Below are 18,387 nucleotides of genomic sequence, written 5' to 3'. Positions count from 1 at the left end.
GAACGGATGCCAACGCACGCCTATAAGACCCGGTAGTATACGCAGGGGCGCGGAATGTCGGGCGCAAGAAAACGGATCTTGGGCTGGATGATGTTCGACTGGGCGAGCCAGCCCTTTGCGACCCTGATCTTGACCTTCATCTTTGCACCCTATTTCGCAACCGTCGTCGGTGATCCGGTGAAGGCCCAGTCCATGTGGGGCTATGCGTTGTCGATCAGTGGCCTGGTGATTGCGTGCCTTGCGCCTGTGCTGGGCGCGCTGGCCGATGGAACTGGCCGTCGCCGCCCGTGGATCATCCTGTTTTCCTGCTGTCTTGTTGTCGGCGCGGCAGGGCTCTGGATGGCGGCCCCCGGAACGCAGAACGTGACCCTGATCCTGATCCTGTTCGGGATCGGACTGATAGGCATGGAATTTGCCACGATCTTTACCAACGCGATGTTGCCCGACCTTGGGCCGCGACGCGAGATCGGGCGGATCTCGGGGTCGGGATGGGCGATGGGCTACGCAGGTGGTGTGGTCGCACTGATCCTGATGCTGCTTTTCTTTGCCGAGAACGACGCGGGGGTCACACTGCTGGGTCGTGACCCGGCCTTCGGGCTCGATCCCGAGATGCGCGAAGGCACCCGCAGCGTCGGGCCGTTTGTCGCGCTTTGGTATGTGGTGTTCATCATCCCGTTTTTCCTATGGGTCAGCGATGGGCCACCGCGCGCGTCCCAGCCCCTGCGCGACAGCCTTCTGGACCTGTGGGCAACGCTCAGGGGGCTGCCGGCCAGCCCAAGTCTGAGTGCGTATCTGGGCTCGTCCATGCTGTACCGCGACGCACTAAACGGGATGTACACTTTCGGCGGTATCTACGCGTTTGGGGTTTTGGGGTGGAGCGTTGTCTCTGTCGGTGTGTTCGGGATCGTTGCCGCCATCACCGGGGCCGTCTTCGCCTGGATCGGCGGCTTCGCGGACCGCGCCTTCGGTCCAAAACCCGTCATCGGCGCCTGTATCCTGGTATTGTCGGCAGTCGGGCTTCTGATCGTCACGATTTCGCAGGACAGCGTGCTGGGGATCAAGGTCGCGGCGGACAGCGCCTTGCCGGACATCGCCTTCTACATCTGCGGGGCGGCGATCGGTGCTGCGGGTGGGGCGCTTCAGTCTGCAAGCCGGACAATGATGGTTCATCAGGCCAGTGCAGACCGCATGACAGAAGGGTTCGGCCTTTATGCTCTGGCAGGCAAGGCGACCGCCTTCCTTGCGCCATTCCTGATCGCCGTGGTGACCGAGGTAACCGGATCGCAGCGCGCCGGGCTTGTTCCGTTGATTGCCCTCTTCCTCTGTGGATTGTTTCTGCTACGCTGGGTGCAACCGGACAAAGATATGAGCAGGTCATGATCCGAGTTTTTTCCGCACTTGTCGGGGCCTTCTTGGCGCTGACACCACAAGGAAGTTTCGCAGAAACCAAAGCCAACCAACTCTTTGGTGCCAAGTCACAGGCCTCTTCCCAGCGGCCGGCGGCATTCGGGACCTATGCCCGGGGGTGCCTTGCGGGCGGGGTACAACTGCCCGAAACCGGCCCCACATGGCAGGCGATGCGCCTGAGCCGCAATCGAAACTGGGGCCATCCGGATGCAATCGAGTTTGTCGAACGGTTGAGCCGTTATGCCGCCTCCCTCCCGGGTTGGGAGGGGCTCTACATCGGGGATATCAGCCAGCCGCGCGGCGGCCCGATGACCAGCGGTCATCAAAGCCACCAGATGGGTTTGGACATCGATATATGGATGCTGCCCCCCAAACGCCTGAACCTGAGCCGGTCTGAGCGCGAAAAGATCAGTTCTGTTTCCGTACGATCGAAGGACCAGCGCCGAGTCAACGGGAACTGGACGGCGCAGCACATGGCGCTGCTGAAAGCTGCCGCTCAGGATCCGGCCGTGGACCGCATTTTCGTAACCGCGCCAGCAAAGATCGCCATGTGTAACAGCGCGACCGGCAACAAGTCATGGCTTCAGAAGATACGACCGCTCTGGGGCCATCACTATCATTTTCACGTACGTCTGAAGTGCCCGGATGGTAATCGTGGATGCAGGACCCAGACTCCGACCGTACGCGAGTTGTCAAAGGGCGGAACAGGGTGCGACGCATCGCTGAACTGGTGGGTTACGGATGCCCTCAATCCCCCTAAAACCGCCGCGAAACCGAAACCCAAAGCGCCTGCGCCGAAGAAACGCGGTGCGCGTGACTACGTCATGGCGGACCTACCGCAGCAATGCTCGCAAGTCTTGGCCGCGCGTTAGCGGCAAGCCTCTTTCTGGCGCAGGGTGCATTCGCCCAGTCCGCAGAGTTCGTAGGTGCCTACACCTGGTCGGACGATGATCCCGCATTTGGTGGGATATCCGCGCTAGAGGTGCTGCAGAATGGGGCCGCTTTGGTTGCGCTGGGGGACCGGGGGTTTCTGGTCACAGCGTCGATTGCGCGCGGTGAACCAGATGCGGCCATCACCTCCGTCACCAACACGCGGGTTGCGCCACTGCGCGACCGGGCGGGGGCAGAACTGCCGGAGTTGGAGCGCGACAGCGAAGGCCTTGCCTTGACCGATGATGGCCGTCTGTTCGTTTCGTTCGAGGGGGTACACGGCGTCGCTGAATTTGACCTGACGGGCCGGATGGTTTCCGCGGGCCTCGATCGACATCCCCATTTCGCACGCATGCAGCGAAACTCCAGCCTCGAGGCGCTGGCGGTTGATGCGCTGGGGCGCTTGCACACCGCCCCGGAGAGGTCAGGGCGGTTGCTGCGCCCCTTTCCCGTCTATCGTCGGGCCGGAGGGGGGTGGGATCAGCCATATGCAATCCCGCGGAGCGAGGATTATCTGCTGGTCAGCCTGGATTTCGGCCCAGAGGGGAGACTTTACGTGCTGGAACGCGCGCTGCGCGGTATCTTGTTCTCGACCCGTGTGCGCAGTTTTGCGGTCGATGGCGACGTCTTGAGTGACGCGCGGGTGTTGCTGCAAACCACGACCGGGACGCACGAAAACCTCGAAGGTCTGTCTGTCTGGCGGGACGAGGGCGGGTTTATTCGCCTCAGCATGGTATCCGATGACAATTACAACCTGTTTCTGCGCACCCAAATCGTCGAGTATCGCCTGCCGGGCTCTTGATCCCCGCCGAATTGGTGGGTAAGCGACCTAAGTTCGTGCCACTTTTGGCGCCAAGTCTCCGCAACCTTGTAAAAACGGACCTGTGCCATGACCCGCATCCACCTGCCCGGCATTCTTGCCATGGCCACCATCGTTGTGGCCTCGAATATCCTTGTGCAATTCCTCTTCGGTCAGTGGTTGACCTGGGGGGCGTTCACTTACCCGCTCGCGTTTCTGGTTACCGATGTCATGAACCGCGTCTATGGCAAGGCCGCCGCCCGCAAGGTCGTCCTTGCCGGGTTTGGTGTCGGCGTCGTGTGCTCTTTGATCGGCACACAGATCATGGGCGAGTTTGGCCCGCTGGTCACGCTGCGCATTGCGCTCGGTTCCGGCCTCGCGTTCCTGACCGCGCAATTGGTGGATGTGACGGTGTTTGACCGGCTGCGCACGGGACCCTGGTGGCGTGCGCCGCTGGCATCCACCCTGATCGGATCGACATTGGACACGGCCCTGTTTTTCTCGATCGCGTTCTCTGCCCAGTTGACTGTGCTGGACCCATCGAACGACGTTTCCTGGGCAAACGAGGCGCTTCCCCTGCTGGGTGTTGGTCCGGTTGCACCGCTCTGGGTGTCGCTGGCGATGGCCGACTGGGCAGTGAAGCTGACTCTGGCGTTGTTGGCGTTGGTGCCATTCCGGATGATCGTTCGGCGCGCTAGACCAAACCTTGCATAAAAAGTTTTGACAAACACAAAATCTGTGGCAACCTCCAATCAACGGAAACAAATGAAAGGAGGTGATCCAGTGTCTAGAAAGGTATTGGAGAGAGGTGTCGGGACAATCAGGGAGGTGCGCCGCTAAGGCAACCTTTGGCGGACTGCCCGCCCTGATGGATCGGTTCAATCCTATCTAACCGACCCCACCTCCAGAACTTTCGGCAGGGCCGTCCGGCATCGGGCGGCCCTTTCGATTGGGGAAAGACGATGTTGAGAGTTTCAGACGCCATCACGATCGAAGACTGGGAACTGACCGAAAGCTTCATGCGCGCGTCCGGACCCGGGGGGCAAAACGTCAACAAGGTCTCTTCGGCCGTGGAACTGCGGTTTGAGGCGGCCCGCTCTCCAAATCTCGCGCCGCAGGTCAAAGCGCGTTTGAAAAACCTTGCCGGACGGCGCTGGACGAAGGACGGCGCCCTTGTCCTGCAAGTCGATGAAACCCGCAGTCAGGTACGCAACCGCGAAATCGCGCGTGAACGTCTGCGTGCATTGATCGAGAAAGCGCTTCATGCGCCCAAGCGGCGGATTGCGACCAAGCCGACGCTTGGATCGAAGAAACGTCGGCTTGACAGCAAGGCGCGGCGCGGCGCTGTTAAGTCACTTCGGGGCAAGGTGGACCCTGAATAGCGCCCTAGACGACAACCGGCTGAGCAGTTTGCGCGCCGAGGCCAAAGACCCGCTTGTAACGCTCGATCTCGGCCGCGGGGCCCATCGCCTTGTTGGGGTTGTCGCTTAGTTTGACTGTCGGTCGGTCGTTCGCACGCACCGCCTTGCAGACCAGCGAAAAGGGCGCGAGGCCATCGTCCGGAACCAGTCCTCGGAAGTCGTTGGTCAACAACGTCCCCCAGCCAAATGACACCCGGACGCGGCCTGCAAACTGGGCGGACAGGGTTTCGATCTTTTCAACATCCAACCCGTCGGAAAAGATGACCAGCTTCTCAGTCGGGTCTTCCCCGCGCGCGCGCCACCACGCGATCGCGCGCTCTGCGCCCTCGGCCGGGTCGCCACTGTCGATACGGATACCGGTCCAGCTTGTCAGCCAATCTGGCGCACGGTCCAGGAACACTTTTGTGCCGTAGGTATCCGGCAGAATAATCCGCAGGTTGCCATCGTGTTCCTCGTGCCAGTCTGCCAGAACCCTGTAGGGCGCATCGGCCAATTCCGCATCAGTGTCTGCAAGCGCGGAGTAGACCATGGGGAGTTCGTGCGCATTCGTGCCGATCGCCTCGACCTCGCGTCGCATCGCGATCAAACAGTTCGACGTGCCTGCAAACTTGTCGCCCAAGCCTTCCGTCATCGCCTGCACGCACCAGTCCTGCCAAAGAAACGAATGCCGCCGTCGGGTGCCAAAGTCGGCTAGCCGCAGCGTGTCTATGGCACGCAAGCGCTCGACTTTCTCCCATAGTTTCGTCATCGCGCGAGCATACAGGACCTGTAACTCGAACCGTCCCATGTCGCGTAGAACCGCCTTGGACCGAAGCTCCATCAGAACCGAGAGCGCGGGGATCTCCCACAGCATGACTTCTGGCCAGGCGCCCTCGAAGCTCAGCTCATACTGGCCGTCGCGCACGCTCAACTCGTACGGGGGAAGCCGGAGGTTCTCGAACCATTCCATGAAATCAGGTCGAAACATCTGGCGCTTGCCGTAGAAGGTGTTGCCCCGCAACCAGGTGCTTTCGCCGCGGCTGAGGGACAGGGACCGGATATGGTCCAACTGCTCACGCAGTTCCCCCTCGTCGACGAGCTCGGCCAATCGAATGCTCTTGGTGCGATTTATCAGGCTGAATTCAACGCGAGTATCAGGCTTGTTCCGGAACACGGACTGACACATCAGAAGCTTGTAGAAATCCGTGTCTATCAAAGACCGAATGATTGGGTCGATTTTCCAATTATGGTTGTAGACCCGTGTTGCGATGTCGGCCAAATTGACTGTCCCTGGTCGTGGTTTTGCGTTCTGTTCCCCTCTGACTATCCGATCCCACACCGTGACGCAAAAAATCGCGTAGCGAACACTAGTTCATCGCCGCCCATGTTTCAGCTTCGGGTGCTTGGGAAAGGGTGGCCGGGATCAGCTCCGCCACGAGCACGAACAGATCCTGTCGACGCACCGGTTTCGTCAGGAAACCGTCCATTCCGGAAGCGAGGCAAGCGTCTCTGTCACCCGCATAGCCATTGGCGGTCAGGGCCACGATCGGTGCGCGGCCCCGCCCTGCACGCACTTCTTCGGCCCGGATGCGTCGGGCGCTTTCCAAACCGTCGCAACGCGGCATCTGCATATCCATCAGGATCAGGTCCGGGCGCATCAGGCCAGCTTTTTCCGCGGCCTCCTCGCCGTCATGCGCAAAGCTGAGTTCCATGCAAAGCGGCGCAAGGAGTTTTTGCATTAGAAGCCTGTTCGTCTTGTTGTCTTCGGCGACCAGCACCCTGAGGGTCGCCATAACGCTGGAGTTTACGGGTGGACTTGCGACCGAAACCGCACTTGATGGAGCGTCGGTCTGCACGGGTGGCGCAGGCAGTGTCAGCGAAAAGCATGTCCCTGAGCCGATTGCCGAGGTGACGGAAATATCCCCTCCCATCTGACGGGCGAGTTTTTTCGAGATTGCCAGCCCAAGGCCCGTCCCGCCGAACTCTCGCGCTATGCTTGCATCGGCCTGTGCGAAAGCATCGAAAATATGGTCGATACGATCCTTCGGAATACCGACACCCGTGTCGGAGACGTGGAAAACCAGTCCCGGCATATCGGCCACGACGCTGGGTTGGATCGCAAGGCGGACTTCCCCTTGATGCGTGAATTTTATGGCATTGCCGACAAGGTTCAGCAGGATCTGGCGGAGCCGGCCCTGGTCGCTCTGCACCGCGGTTTCCGGAGCGGAACCGGTTTCGATCACGAGCGAGAGGCCCTTCTCAGACGCCAGCGGGGCCAGTAGGGCGGCGATCTGCGTGGCGACCTCCGGCACGATAACCGGTTCTGTCGTGACCTCCATGCGCCCGGCTTCGAGTTTCGACAGATCGAGAATGTCGTTGATGATTGTCAGCAAGCTTTCCCCTGAGGACAGGACCGTTTGCGCGGTGCGGCGTTGGTCGCACGACAGGTCACCGTCAAGCAGGTTTTCCGTCAGGCCGATGATCCCGTTTAGGGGCGTGCGCATCTCGTGGCTGACCATGGCCAAGAACCGTTCCTTGGTGCGCGCGCCTTCTTCGGCGGCGACCTTGGCACATGCGAGCTCGTGTTCGCGGTCTTTCTGCCGCGAGATGTCACGCTCCACCGCAACCTCGCCGATCAGCGTTCCGCTCGGTGTCAGCATTGGCGTGATGACCGTTTCGATCCAGATGTCACGCCCGTCCTTGGTGCGGTTAAGCAGTTCCACGCGGACCGGAACATGGTTTTGCCGCGCCACGAGGATCTTTCGGATCGCTGCTGGATCGGTGTTCGGAGAGTTCAGAAGGTCGGCAGGCAATTGCCCCTTCGCATCCTCGAAGGAGTAGCCGGTGATGCGCTCGAAACTCTTGTTCACGTATTCGATCCGCCCTTCGCAATCAGTCACCAGAACGGAGTCATTCGCGTTTTCGGCCACCAGCGCCATGCGCCTGGCCTCCCTCTCTCGGATCAAGAGTTGCTGGTTGACCGCGTCCACTTCTGCCTGCTGAACGATCAAGGCGCGCTCGCTCTCCCACCGTTGTGCACGCAGTCGGTGCAGATAGGCGATGAATGCGTAGATCGAAAAGGCAAGGATCAGAACGCCGACCGCATCATACTTCAAGGGTACTACCGGCCGCGCACCGACCAAACCGTCTATTGCGAACAGACCGCCAAGGCTCAGAAGGTAGACGGAGATCCGCGCGCGTGTCGCTGACGGATGAAACGGGTACACGAGGCCGGCGTTGATGACTGCGCCAGCCATGCAGGCAATTGCGAAAAACCGCGAATCGTCACCGTCGCCTGCATGCCATGCCAGTGCCACGCACCCTGACACCAACGTGGCATGCATCGCGGCACTGTAGGTACTCAGCCTGAGCAACCGATCGAAATCCGCGTGCGTCGGGAGCAGTCGGCGGAGCACAGCGCAGTCAAGCACTTCCCCCAGCGTGCCGATCAGGGCGATCCAGAGCCCCAGCAAAGGTGTGCTCAGCCATCCTACAAAGGCGGCACCGGCAAAAAGGACCGTCTGACGCATCCAGAAATGCGTCAGCCGCCCGCGCACATAGCTCGCAAACCGGCCCCGAGGGCTTGAGCGCGCTTCGAACTTGCGCCGCAGGTCTTGGGCATTGCCGCTTGGCGTCACCCTGTCCTCCAATACCGCTGGGGCGTTAGACAGGGCAGGTGTGAGCGAAATTCGTTAAGATAGCCTGAGCGGCCTAGGCCAGAGCGAGAGTCGCGCCCGCATCGCGCATAGCATCTGTTGCGGCATCCAGAGATCCGTTCAGGTCAATGGCGCGGCACAGGTCCATGCGAACCGTGGCGTTGAACCCGAGTTTGCGGGCGTCCAGAACCGAGTAATTCACGCAAAAGTCCGTGGCGAGGCCGACAAAGGTCAAATCCGTCAGCCCCCGCGCGCGCAGGTACCCTTCGAGACCGGTCGGAGTGGTCTGGTCATTCTCGAAAAAGGCCGAGTAACTGTCGATGTCGGGGCGGAAGCCCTTGCGCAGGATCAGATTTGCCGGATCGATCCGCAAATCAGGGTGAAACGCGGCGCCCTCGGTTCCCTGCACGCAATGGTCCGGCCACAGCACCTGCGCGCCATAAGGCATCTGGATCGTCTCCATCGGTGCCATGCCTGCGTGTTGGCTTGCAAAGCTGCGATGGGTGGCGGGGTGCCAGTCCTGCGTCAACACGACGGCGTCCGCCCGGTCGATCAGCGCGTTGATACCGGCGACGATTTCATCACCGCCTGCAACAGCCAGCGCGCCGCCCGGGCAAAAGTCGTTCTGCATGTCTACGACGATCAGTGCGTTGGACATCTACGTTCCCTCTGTTCGGATGTGCCTACGCAGCGGCTTGCCCCGCGTCAATGCTACGCCCTTGGCAGAAGGGGCCTGCACGCCGTATACGCCCCCCCATGTTCACAATCGCAGCACTCTACAAGTTCACGCGCTTTGATGATCCGGCGGCGCTCAAAGCGCCGCTGGCCAAGCTGGCCTGCGCGCAGGACGTCAAAGGTACTCTGCTGCTGGCGCGAGAAGGGATCAACGGTACCATTGCCGGGTCGCGCGCGGGGATCGATGCGGTTCTGTCACACATCAGATCCCTGCCGGGATGCGCGGATCTGGAATGGAAGGAAAGCGCGGCACCGACCGCCCCGTTCGGCAAGCTGAAGGTCCGTCTGAAACAGGAGATCGTCACGATGCACCAGCCTGACGTGGACCCGACGGGGGCTGTCGGGCGGTACGTCGAGCCGCGTGATTGGAACGATCTTATTTCTGCCGAGGATGTCGTCGTCATCGACACGCGCAACGATTACGAAGTGGAAATTGGCACGTTCCGAAACGCAGTTGACCCCGAAACAGCGAGTTTTGGCGAGTTTCCTGCATGGTGGGCGCAGAACAAGGACCGGTTTCACAACAAGCGCGTTGCGATGTTCTGCACTGGCGGGATCCGATGTGAGAAATCGACGAACTTCCTGATCGGGCAGGGTGTCGAGGAGGTGTACCACCTCAAGGGGGGCATTCTGAAATACCTTGAGGAGGTCCCCGAAGAAAACAGCCTTTGGCAAGGCGAGTGTTTCGTGTTCGACCGGCGCGTCTCCGTCGGGCATGGCCTGAAACCCGGACCCTATGACCTGTGTCATGCCTGTCGCCGCCCGCTTGCACAGGACGACAAGCGCCGCCCGGAATACGAGCCGGGGGTCCAATGCCACCGCTGCGTCACCGAATACACGGATGCCGACCGTGCCCGATTCCGAGAGCGCCAGCATCAGATCAAACTGGCAAGAGCGCGCGGCGAAGAGCATCTGGGGTGATCTGCTTCCCCCTGTCGGGGCGCTGGGGTAGGTAGGCTGCCATGGCCCTGACCCTTTCCACCCTTGGTGACCTGAACAACCTGCAGCATGACGAGATCATCGATGTCCGGTCCCCGGCGGAATATGCCGAAGACCATGTACCGGGTTCGATCAACCTGCCGGTGCTGACTGATACCGAGCGTGCGCAGGTCGGGACCATCTACAAACAGGAAAGCCCGTTCAAGGCCCGCAAGATCGGAGCAGCGCTTGTCGCGCAGAACGCCGCGCGGCACCTGCAAACGCATCTTGCTGACAAACCGGGGAACTATCGACCGCTTGTCTACTGCTGGCGAGGGGGGCAACGATCAAACGCTTTTGCTGCGATCCTGTCACAGATCGGCTGGCGCGCGCAGGTGGTTGGCGGCGGGTACAAGACCTACCGCAGGCTGGTTGTCGATGCTCTTTACGATCAGCCGTTTCCATGCCCCGTCATTCTGCTGGATGGTGACACCGGATCGGGTAAGACGGACATTCTGAATCGCCTGCCTGCGCTTGGCTGGCAGGTGCTGGATCTCGAAGGGCTGGCGCGGCACAGGGGGTCTGTCCTTGGGGCGTACACTCAGGCCCAGCCCAGCCAGAAAGGCTTCGAGTCGGCGCTGGCGATGGGGGTGGAGAGACTTGATCCCACCCGCCCGGTTGTGGTTGAGGCGGAAAGCTCGAGGGTCGGAGAAATCAATCTTCCGCCGATGCTGTGGGCCGCGATGTGTGCTGCGCCGCGGCTGGTCATCGAAGTCCCCAGACCCGCGCGCGCCCGGTATCTGGTAAAGGCCTATGACGACCTGAGCTTGCAGGATGCGTCTGAAAGGCTGATGCAACTGCGTCGCTTGCACGGAGCTGCCCGGTTGGCCGAATGGCAGGAGATGCTCAGCCAGAAGCGTTTCGAAGCGCTCGCGCTGTCCTTGATGGAAGTGCACTACGACCCTGTGTACCGACGCGGGCGCAAGGGCCATGTCGCCCATACCCTTGCCCTGCCGGACACGGCGCTCTTGCCCGACACGATTGAAAGCACGGCGCGATCCGTCGCGGAGGCGTTGGGACAGATCAGGACACCAGCCGCAAGCGGGGTTCTTCCGTAATCACCCCGATTTGGGTCGCGCCCGTCACGTGCGCATCCGAGGGAACAGCTGCCAGAAGCCCGCCTGCGGTTTGCGGATCAAAAAGGATTTTCGCCGTCGGCGTCGTGTCCGGCAGGTCCGGCACGCCCGACCTGTTCTGCGCGTAGAGCGACGAGGCAATGCCGGAACGCACGGCCTCCAGCGCTCCGGCAAAGACCGGGATGGCATCCTCCCGGAGCTCTGCGCCGACCCCGGACGCGGCACAAAGCCTCCGCAAATGCCCGGCCAGCCCGAAACCGGTGACATCCGTCATGGCATGGGCGACCTGCGCAAGCGCCACGGCGGTCTCCTGCTGGGGGCTGGAAAGGATCTGCCACAGCGCCGAAACATCCTCGCCCCGGGCGCGCGCCTGCATGTCGGTCGCAAACAGAACCCCGCTGCCGAGCGGTCGCGTCAGAACGAGCTTGTCACCGGGTTTCGCCCCGGCGAGCCCAATGGGCCGCGATCCGGTCAGTCCGGTTACGGTGAACCCGATCGTCAGTTCCGCGCCAATGCTTGTGTGTCCTCCGGCCAGTTCCGCGCCGACCTGCGCCAGCACCTCTTCGGCGGCCCGGGTGATCTCGGCCAGCATCGCAGCATGCATCTCCGTTCGCGCGCGGGGCAGGATAATCTGCGCCAGGGCAACTTGCGGGCGCGCGCCCATGGCCCAGATGTCCCCGAGGGCATGGTTCACGGCTATCCGCGTCATCAGAAACGGATCCTCCACCACCGCCCGCAAATGGTCGGTGGTGATGACTTGTGTCGTGCCGGCGATGTTCAGCAGAGCTGCGTCATCGCCGATCTGGCTGACGACATCCTCCCGGCGGGGGTGGGGCAGGGTGGCCAATGCCGCATCCAGAGTGGTCGCGTCCACTTTCGCACCACATCCCCCACACAGGGGCGGTTTCCCTGCGATTTCCGCACGGACGCCGCGCGCGACCTGCGCGGGCAGTTTTTGCGGGGCCATTGGCTGCAGAGCCTCGAACTGGTCCATGAATGCCCGATCGATGCGGTCTTTCAGACGCCAGACGCAGTCGCCCTTCAGGGCTATTCCGGAGCGATCCAGCACGGCGGCTTTGCGTCCGGTGGAGATCAGTTTCAGATAATCGCGCTGCGGGTGATAAAGCTTGCGGTGGCTCCCGGTCAGGTCTGCGCGGATGTTGTGGTGGAGTATCTTCGCTTGCCGAACTGCGTAGACCCCGGCCTTCGGACGCGGCGCAAACCCAAGATGGGCGCAATCGCCCACCGCAAAGACCGTCGGATCCTTGATCGTGCGCAGCCAATGGTCCACCTCGATGAAACCATCATGCAGACTCAGTCCGGTCGTCGCCAGCCAATCTTGAGGGCGCGCGCCGGTCGCGCCGATCACCAGATCAGCGGGGAGGTTTGATCCGTTATCGAGCCTGACCAAAGTTTCAGTCACCTCGCGCGCCCGCGTGTGCGTGAGAACCGTGATGCCCAGCGCGTCCACGGCTTCCAGCATGTAGCGCCGGGTTCGCGCGGGCAGGATCGAAAGGATTTCCGAACTTGCTTCGACAATCGTGATGGTCGCTGTGCGGCCCAGCCGGTGCGCTGCCGCCATCGCCAGTTCAACCCCGCCAACGCCTCCGCCCAGAATGACCACGTTGGGGGCCGCCGGCGGATTGGCAACAAGCGCGTCCCAACGGTCGGCAAACCGTCCCAGCGGTTTCGCCGGGACCGCATGATCCGAGAAGCCGGGCAGGCTGGGCAAGTCCGAGGTGATGCCAATATCGATGGAGGCGATATCATAGCGGATCGGGGGGCGCCCCGGGACTGTCAGCGTCTTTGCCGGAAGGTCCATTTCGGTGACCCGCCCAAGGATCAGCCGTGCTCCGGCGCTGCGCGCAAGCCGCACCAGATCGATCATCAATGCATCGCGCGGATAATGTCCCGCGACAAAGCCCGGAAGCATGCCCGTGTAGGGCGCTGCTGGGTCCGGGTTGATCAGTGTCAGCCGCGCCCCAGCCAAGGGTTTCATCGCCCATTTGCGCAGAAACAGGGCATGCGCATGCCCGCCGCCAACCAAAACGACATCCTGCGTCAACGGGATGGGGCTGTGCATCTCGGGCGCCTCCGCTAAGTAACGCAAAAGCCCTAGCAGCCAGCCTTCGGGTTGGCGAGGGTCAAGCGCCAAGATCCCGAAAGGCTCAGATCACATGACGTTTATCCGCGCCGCTGTCCTTCTGGTCGGGTTATGCGCCGCCTGTTTGTCCATCTGGAAACTGGAAGGATTTCGCGCAGGGCTGGACATCACGCACGTACACGTGGGCACAACCCCGGTGACAGTCTATGCCGATCCCGCAGCGCCACCGGGGCCCGCGGTTGTCATTGCGCACGGGTTTGCCGGATCGCGCCAGTTGATGGAGGCGTTCGCGCTTACGCTCGCGCGGGCGGGCTATGTCGCGGTGAGCTTCGATTTCGAGGGTCACGGTCGCAATCCGACACCAATGTCAGGAGATGTCACCGCTATCGACGGAACAACGCAATTGCTGATGTCGGAAACCGGGCGCGTGACGGATTATGCGCTGGGGCTGGGTCGGGTGGACGGGCGCGTTGCGTTGCTGGGGCATTCCATGGCGTCCGATGTGATCGTGCGCCAGACCATCGCTGATCCAAGTGTGGAGGCCACTGTTGCGATCTCGCTCTTTTCCCAAGCCGTCACGGCGCAGGAGCCCGGCAATTTGATCGCGATCAACGGGGAGTGGGAGGCGACGCTGCGCGAAGAAGCGCGCAGGATCGTGCAGCTGATCGACCCGCAAGCCGCCGAAGGGCAAACCGTGCGCGGCGACGGGATACTGCGCCGCGCGGTTTTCGCCCCGCGGGTCGAGCATGTCGGGGTCCTGTATGCCCCGACATCCCTCCGCGAGGCCCGGGATTGGCTCGATCAAACCTTCGAGCGGACAAGCTCATCGCCCCTGGCGACGACCGGGGGGTGGATCGCCTTGCTGTTGGCGAGCCTCGTTGCGCTGTCTTGGCCGGTGATGCGATTGCTGCCGTCCGGACCACCCCTCGATGACGTGCCCCGCACCACGTTCTGGATGGCGCTGGGCTCGGCCTCGCTCGTCACGCCGCTTTTGCTGGCCCCGTTCGACGTGCAGTTCCTGCCGGTCCTCGTCGCCGATTATCTTGGCGTCCATCTGCTTGTTTTCGGTGTGATCGTGCTTGGTATTCTATGGTGGCGTGACGTGCGTTTCGACCTGCGGGGATGGATTGCAACCCTTGCCCTCGTTGCATTTGGTTTGGGTGTTTTTGGGGTCGCAATGGACCGCTATGTGGCGTCCTTCATGCCCCATCTCGGCCGGCTGCCGATCATTGCGGCGCTCGGCCTTGGCGCCGTCGCCTACATGGTGTCGGACGCCGCACTGACGGGGGCGGGCCATGCCCGGCTCTGGCGGCGTCTTGCTGCGAAGGCGGGTTTTCTGGCCTCTCTTGGACTTGCGGTCGTGTTGGATTTCGAAGGGTTGTTCTTTCTGCTGATCATCCTGCCGGTGATCTTGCTCTACTTTCTGGTTTTCGGCGCTATGGGGGGCTGGGCCGGGCGCCGAACCGGCGCCGTGTTCGGTGTCGGTCTGGCGCTCGGGCTGATCCTCGCATGGTCGCTCGGGGTCAGCTTCCCGATGTTCGACGCAAGCTGAGTGCGCGATGTCATCTGTCAGCTGGGATGGAAACCGCCGGGCAAGGAGGACAGAGCCTCCAAGTGCGCAAGCAACACCTGAAAGGTGGGCCTCAGATTCGCCCGGCGGGCGACAGGGGCGCACGCAATCCCGCAGGACGCCACGACCAGTTCGCATCAGTCAGGGTATAGATCAAAGATGTATCTGTAAATTCACTTTGAGTGAATTCAGAAAAAAAGTTGCAAATGATATGATTTCTAAATAATTGATTTTATGAATTTTTTTGAAGAGCGACAAAAAGCGTCACTCATATCCGGTCATTTCAAGGTAGCCGCGGCCGGAATGAGTGCCGTCGAAACGGATCGGGCCTTCCCAATAGGGAAAGAGGGTGTCCATCCAGCTCTGCGCGTTCAGAGGGCGTGTCCTGATGTCGAGACCCCGGTCGGGGATGCGGACCTGCCATGCGGTGGGCACCATCCGTCCGTTGACCTGCGTCTCCTCCAGCGGCGCGATCTGAAAAGCTCCGTTCGGCAGGGGCGTCGACGCGCCGTCGGGTGCGATCCACGTTCCGGACGTGTAGTCCGCCCCGTCGGTTGACCGAAGGCGAAACCCCATGACCCGCTCTCCGGTTTCAAGGTGCAGGGAAAACCAGTCCCAGCCCGACTGCGTCTCATCCAGCGGCTGTGAGGACCACTCGCGGTCCAGCCATGCGGATCCCGTGACCTGCACCGGGCTGCCCGGCAGGTTCAACATGCCCGAAACCTCGTAGAAGGGTTGCGAGTAGTAGTAGCTTGCCTGACCACTTTCGGACTTCACCGAGAATCCGCGATCGCCCTGAAAGACGAGCGGCCCATCCGCGGTCAGTTCCAATGCATAGGAAAACGCCGGCCCGCGCGCGGAAAGCTCAAGCGCCGACAGCGCATCCGCACCCGGAGCAGCGGTTGAGCGCATCTCCCAATCGTCGATGTATGCGACGAACGGATCTGCGGAAACCCCAGCCTGCCCGATCCCGTCGCGGGCAAGGGTTTCGGCGACGAAGTGTTGGTCCTGTGTCGTCAGCCCGGCATGCCCCATCCAGATCTGAGGGCTGTCCCAGTCATCTGTTTGCGTTGGTGCAAGAGCGGAGCGAAACAGCGTCCACTGGATACCGTACTCCTGTCCGTCCGGGCCGGTCAGGTTGGCCGTCAGGTACCACCATTCGATGCGGTAGTCTGGATGCGCGCCGTGGTCGGCGGGGAAATCAAAGTCGGGATTCGGCTCAGGATTGGTAAAGCTGTCTTCCACGGCCTCGCCCAGGCCCGCGAACCCTTGGGCTCCAACGGGCGGCACGACGCCAAGCGCAAATAGGCCGGCAAGAAGCAGGGGCCTAACGTTCATTTGCAAACACCTTGAGCAGGTCTCCGGGCGCGCGGGTCGCCAGCCTGCGTGCGGGCCATGCGGCAGCGATGACCGCTGTGGCTACCGCAAGCACAGCCAGCACGGCCCAGTCACGCGGGAACAGGTGCATCGGCAACCGCCACCCGAACGCCTCCACGTTGATGACAGCCAGCAGGACCCATGCGAGCACCAGCCCCACGGGCAGTGCTGCAATCGCGGTCAACGCCCCCAGCAAGGCGGTGCGCAGAATTTCAAGTTGTGCCAGCCGCCCGCGCGTCATCCCAAGCGCCCAGACCGGGGCAAGTTGCGGAAGGCGCATCCGGGCAAGCGTCAGAAGCGACGTCAGCATGGCAATCGCCGCCACCGAAAGGGTCAGGATGTTCAGCGCCCCGGTCACCGTGAAAGTCCGCTCGAAAATCTGAAGAGAGATCGCCTTGATGCTGGCCTGATCAATCATGGTGTCGGCGGGCAGGCCGAATTCGGACTGCATAGCCTGCATCAACGCATCTGCCTCCTCCGCGGGGACCCGCAGCGCATAGCGCAGGCGCGGGGTGTCCGGATACCGCTCTGCAAAAGCAGAGAGTCCCACCATCGCCTGCGGTTCGGGGTTACCATAGTCCGAGTAAATCCCCGCGATGGGCGCGTCCCATCCTTGCGGCAGGCGCACGGTGTCCCCGGGCAGCAACCCCTCGCGGCGTGACAACTGCTCGTTGATCAGCACACCTGTGCCCTGCGCAACCTGGTCCCAAACATCCGGCGCCGCCGCCAGCAAAGGCCAGTTGTCGCGATAGGTCGGATGGTCCGCGACGCCGTAGACCTCTCCGGGTTGCCCCGCCAGCCGCGCTTCCAGGTTCCAGATCGGCAGGATGGCGTCGACCCTCGGCGCAAGCCACGTGCGCAGGGCTTCGGCCTCGGCCTCGGACCGGGCAGTCACGTAAACCTCGGAGGCCAGCCGCTGGTCGAGCCAACCGGTAAACGTCAGTCGGAAACTGCCAACCATGGTCGACACACCGATATTTGCCGCCAGTGCCAGCAGCAGGGCCATCAACGCCAGCGACAGCCCGGGCAGCTGCTGCCGTGTATCGGCCCAGAACCATTGGCCCAAAGGTCCGGTGCTGAGCCGCGATCCGGCACGGAGCAGGGCAGATAGTACAACCGGCAAAAGCAGCGCCGCCCCGACCAGCCCGAAGCCTAGCATTGCAAACCCGGCCAGCAGCCCGGCACCGAAAGCGCCCAGCAGACTGGCCAGACCGATCAAGCCCAACGCAACCAGCGCTTGGAGCCGCAACCCGGCCTCCGACGCCCGGACCCAGGCACGCGGTTGGGCGGGGGCGAAGATCGGCAGACGCCAGATCCGCCAAAGGCTCTGCGCCGCAGCAACCCCCGCACCCAGAACCGCGATCGCCAACCCGCCGATCCACCACGCGGGCCGCAGGCTTAGGGCGCCGTCCACCGTTGCACCATAGAGCCCTTGCAATGTCGCCGCGACATCCGGCAGCAACGCAACCGCAATCCCGTAGCCCGCAACCATCCCGACCAGGCCGGCGACCAGAGCGAAGGTCAGGGTTTCCGCTGCCAACAGACCCACCAGAGTGCGTGCCGGAACACCCAGCGCGCGCAGGGTTCTGAACAACCCGCGCCGCTGCTCGAACGCCAGTCCGATGGCGGAGTGCACAATGAAGAGACCGACCGCGAAGGACAGCAGCCCGAACGCTGTCAGGTTCAGGTGAAAACTGTCCGTGAGGCTCGCCACATCGGAGCGAGCGTCGGGGCCTGCGCGCTCGAGCGCCGGGGCAATCCCGGGGATCGGTACCAAGCCCTCATGCTGCGTTGGCCACAGGAGGAGGTGACTGACAAGACCGCGTTGGTCCAGCATTTGTTGTGCCTGTCCGATGTCCATCAGCAGCGTGTTGGCGGGCAGACTTGCCGAGGCGCGAAGCTGTCCTGCAATGCCACTTTCGCCCAACCGGGAGACAAGTTCAGGGGGGCCGTACATCTCGCCTGCAAGAAAAGCGCGCAGGTCACCGGTCTGGCTCAGGTCGATGGCCTGTGCCGCAGGCGGTGCCGTGATGGGATCGATGCCAAGGATCCGGATCACGCCGCTATCGCGGGTGATCGTGCCCTCGATTACCGGAGAGACCGCCCAGCCCGCGCGTCGTAACGCGATGTAGACGTCTTGCGAGAAGGGGCCATCGGGGTTGACCAGCCTGTCCAGTTCGTCCTGGCCGAGTGCCGAGGCGGCCTCTGCATAGCTCGCACGTGCCTCTGCATTGATCGCTTGCACGCCGGACCAGAGCGCCGTTGCGATGGCCAGACCACCCAGCAGAGTGACCAGTTGCCCGGGATGGCGCCGCCAATACGACATCAGCGCACCGAGGGCGGTCAGAAACATCG

The 18,387-nt window shown here is 62.3% G+C and carries 14 protein-coding genes; 8 read left to right on the top strand and 6 right to left on the bottom strand.

The genetic code is table 11. The annotated features are described in order from the left end of the window. Positions 1-54 precede the first annotated feature (54 nt). The 5 genes from ACP15N_RS13865 (at position 55) to arfB (ending at position 4,518) form a co-directional block, all read left to right on the top strand. Positions 55-1,380, top strand: a complete 1,326-nt coding sequence (locus ACP15N_RS13865) for an MFS transporter (protein ID WP_425092906.1) — start codon at positions 55-57, stop codon at positions 1,378-1,380. Then, on the top strand, positions 1,377-2,279 hold the full coding sequence (gene mepA, locus ACP15N_RS13860) for a penicillin-insensitive murein endopeptidase (RefSeq protein WP_425092905.1): 903 nt from the start codon (positions 1,377-1,379) through the stop codon (positions 2,277-2,279). The genes ACP15N_RS13865 and mepA overlap by 4 nt, the downstream gene beginning before the upstream one ends. Further along, the gene (locus ACP15N_RS13855) at positions 2,252-3,139 is read left to right on the top strand and encodes an esterase-like activity of phytase family protein (RefSeq protein ID WP_425092904.1); all 888 of its coding nucleotides are present in this window, start codon (positions 2,252-2,254) and stop codon (positions 3,137-3,139) included. Before mepA ends, ACP15N_RS13855 begins: the two co-directional genes overlap by 28 nt. An 87-nt stretch (positions 3,140-3,226) precedes the next feature. Continuing rightward, a complete protein-coding gene (locus tag ACP15N_RS13850; RefSeq protein WP_425092903.1) occupies positions 3,227-3,850 on the top strand; it encodes a queuosine precursor transporter in 624 nt (207 codons plus the stop codon). 248 nt (positions 3,851-4,098) lie between these two features. After that, positions 4,099-4,518: an alternative ribosome rescue aminoacyl-tRNA hydrolase ArfB gene (gene arfB / locus ACP15N_RS13845; protein WP_425092902.1), complete on the top strand. Its 420-nt coding sequence runs from the start codon at positions 4,099-4,101 to the stop codon at positions 4,516-4,518. Between the two features lie 4 nt (positions 4,519-4,522). Here arfB and pncB read toward each other — a convergent pair whose 3' ends face one another. The 3 genes from pncB to pncA all read right to left on the bottom strand — a co-directional run bounded on the left by pncB (position 4,523) and on the right by pncA (position 8,850). Next, positions 4,523-5,815, bottom strand: coding sequence for a nicotinate phosphoribosyltransferase (pncB, locus tag ACP15N_RS13840; protein ID WP_425092901.1), 1,293 nt, complete (start codon positions 5,813-5,815; stop codon positions 4,523-4,525). A gap of 88 nt (positions 5,816-5,903) precedes the next feature. After that, a complete protein-coding gene (locus ACP15N_RS13835; protein WP_425092900.1) occupies positions 5,904-8,174 on the bottom strand; it encodes an ATP-binding protein in 2,271 nt (756 codons plus the stop codon). 73 nt (positions 8,175-8,247) lie between these two features. Further along, positions 8,248-8,850, bottom strand: a complete 603-nt coding sequence (gene pncA, locus ACP15N_RS13830) for a bifunctional nicotinamidase/pyrazinamidase (RefSeq protein ID WP_425092899.1) — start codon at positions 8,848-8,850, stop codon at positions 8,248-8,250. A gap of 98 nt (positions 8,851-8,948) precedes the next feature. Between pncA and ACP15N_RS13825 the strand changes: the two genes are divergently transcribed. Next, positions 8,949-9,848 carry a rhodanese-related sulfurtransferase gene (locus ACP15N_RS13825; protein WP_425092898.1) on the top strand — a complete coding sequence of 300 codons (900 nt, stop codon included), beginning with the start codon at positions 8,949-8,951 and terminating at the stop codon, positions 9,846-9,848. A 41-nt stretch (positions 9,849-9,889) separates the two neighbouring features. Further along, entirely contained in the window at positions 9,890-10,963 is a 1,074-nt protein-coding gene (gene mnmH / locus ACP15N_RS13820) for a tRNA 2-selenouridine(34) synthase MnmH (protein ID WP_425092896.1), read from the top strand. On the opposite strand, the gene selD is transcribed toward mnmH, so the two are convergent. After that, positions 10,929-13,064, bottom strand: coding sequence for a selenide, water dikinase SelD (gene selD, locus ACP15N_RS13815; RefSeq protein WP_425092895.1), 2,136 nt, complete (start codon positions 13,062-13,064; stop codon positions 10,929-10,931). The two genes, mnmH and selD, sit on opposite strands and share 35 nt — an antisense overlap. A 94-nt stretch (positions 13,065-13,158) precedes the next feature. Between selD and ACP15N_RS13810 the strand changes: the two genes are divergently transcribed. After that, positions 13,159-14,637, top strand: coding sequence for a serine aminopeptidase domain-containing protein (locus ACP15N_RS13810; protein WP_425092894.1), 1,479 nt, complete (start codon positions 13,159-13,161; stop codon positions 14,635-14,637). Positions 14,638-14,919: 282 nt separating this feature from the next. Here ACP15N_RS13810 and ACP15N_RS13805 read toward each other — a convergent pair whose 3' ends face one another. Continuing rightward, positions 14,920-15,993, bottom strand: coding sequence for a lipocalin-like domain-containing protein (locus ACP15N_RS13805; protein ID WP_425092893.1), 1,074 nt, complete (start codon positions 15,991-15,993; stop codon positions 14,920-14,922). Further along, entirely contained in the window at positions 15,983-18,385 is a 2,403-nt protein-coding gene (locus ACP15N_RS13800) for an FtsX-like permease family protein (protein ID WP_425092980.1), read from the bottom strand. The genes ACP15N_RS13805 and ACP15N_RS13800 overlap by 11 nt, the downstream gene beginning before the upstream one ends. Positions 18,386-18,387 lie beyond the last annotated feature (2 nt).

This window comes from Tropicimonas sp. S265A (assembly GCF_049800835.1).
Classification (GTDB): domain Bacteria; phylum Pseudomonadota; class Alphaproteobacteria; order Rhodobacterales; family Rhodobacteraceae; genus Dinoroseobacter.
The sequence above is the reverse complement of the archived record's forward strand: the minus strand, read 5'-3'. Positions and strand labels throughout refer to the sequence as shown.

Bases quoted from the DNA above. Each gene is read 5' to 3' on its own strand.
- ACP15N_RS13865 (WP_425092906.1), top strand. From the start codon at position 55: ATGTCGGGCGCAAGAAAACGGATCTTGGGCTGGATGATGTTCGACTGG.
- mepA (WP_425092905.1), top strand. From the start codon at position 1,377: ATGATCCGAGTTTTTTCCGCACTTGTCGGGGCCTTCTTGGCGCTGACA.
- ACP15N_RS13855 (WP_425092904.1), top strand. From the start codon at position 2,252: ATGCTCGCAAGTCTTGGCCGCGCGTTAGCGGCAAGCCTCTTTCTGGCG.
- ACP15N_RS13850 (WP_425092903.1), top strand. From the start codon at position 3,227: ATGACCCGCATCCACCTGCCCGGCATTCTTGCCATGGCCACCATCGTT.
- arfB (WP_425092902.1), top strand. From the start codon at position 4,099: ATGTTGAGAGTTTCAGACGCCATCACGATCGAAGACTGGGAACTGACC.
- pncA (WP_425092899.1), bottom strand. From the start codon at position 8,850: ATGTCCAACGCACTGATCGTCGTAGACATGCAGAACGACTTTTGCCCG.
- ACP15N_RS13825 (WP_425092898.1), top strand. From the start codon at position 8,949: ATGTTCACAATCGCAGCACTCTACAAGTTCACGCGCTTTGATGATCCG.
- mnmH (WP_425092896.1), top strand. From the start codon at position 9,890: ATGGCCCTGACCCTTTCCACCCTTGGTGACCTGAACAACCTGCAGCAT.
- selD (WP_425092895.1), bottom strand. From the start codon at position 13,064: ATGCACAGCCCCATCCCGTTGACGCAGGATGTCGTTTTGGTTGGCGGC.
- ACP15N_RS13810 (WP_425092894.1), top strand. From the start codon at position 13,159: ATGACGTTTATCCGCGCCGCTGTCCTTCTGGTCGGGTTATGCGCCGCC.
- ACP15N_RS13805 (WP_425092893.1), bottom strand. From the start codon at position 15,993: ATGAACGTTAGGCCCCTGCTTCTTGCCGGCCTATTTGCGCTTGGCGTC.
- ACP15N_RS13800 (WP_425092980.1), bottom strand. From the start codon at position 18,385: ATGTTTCTGACCGCCCTCGGTGCGCTGATGTCGTATTGGCGGCGCCAT.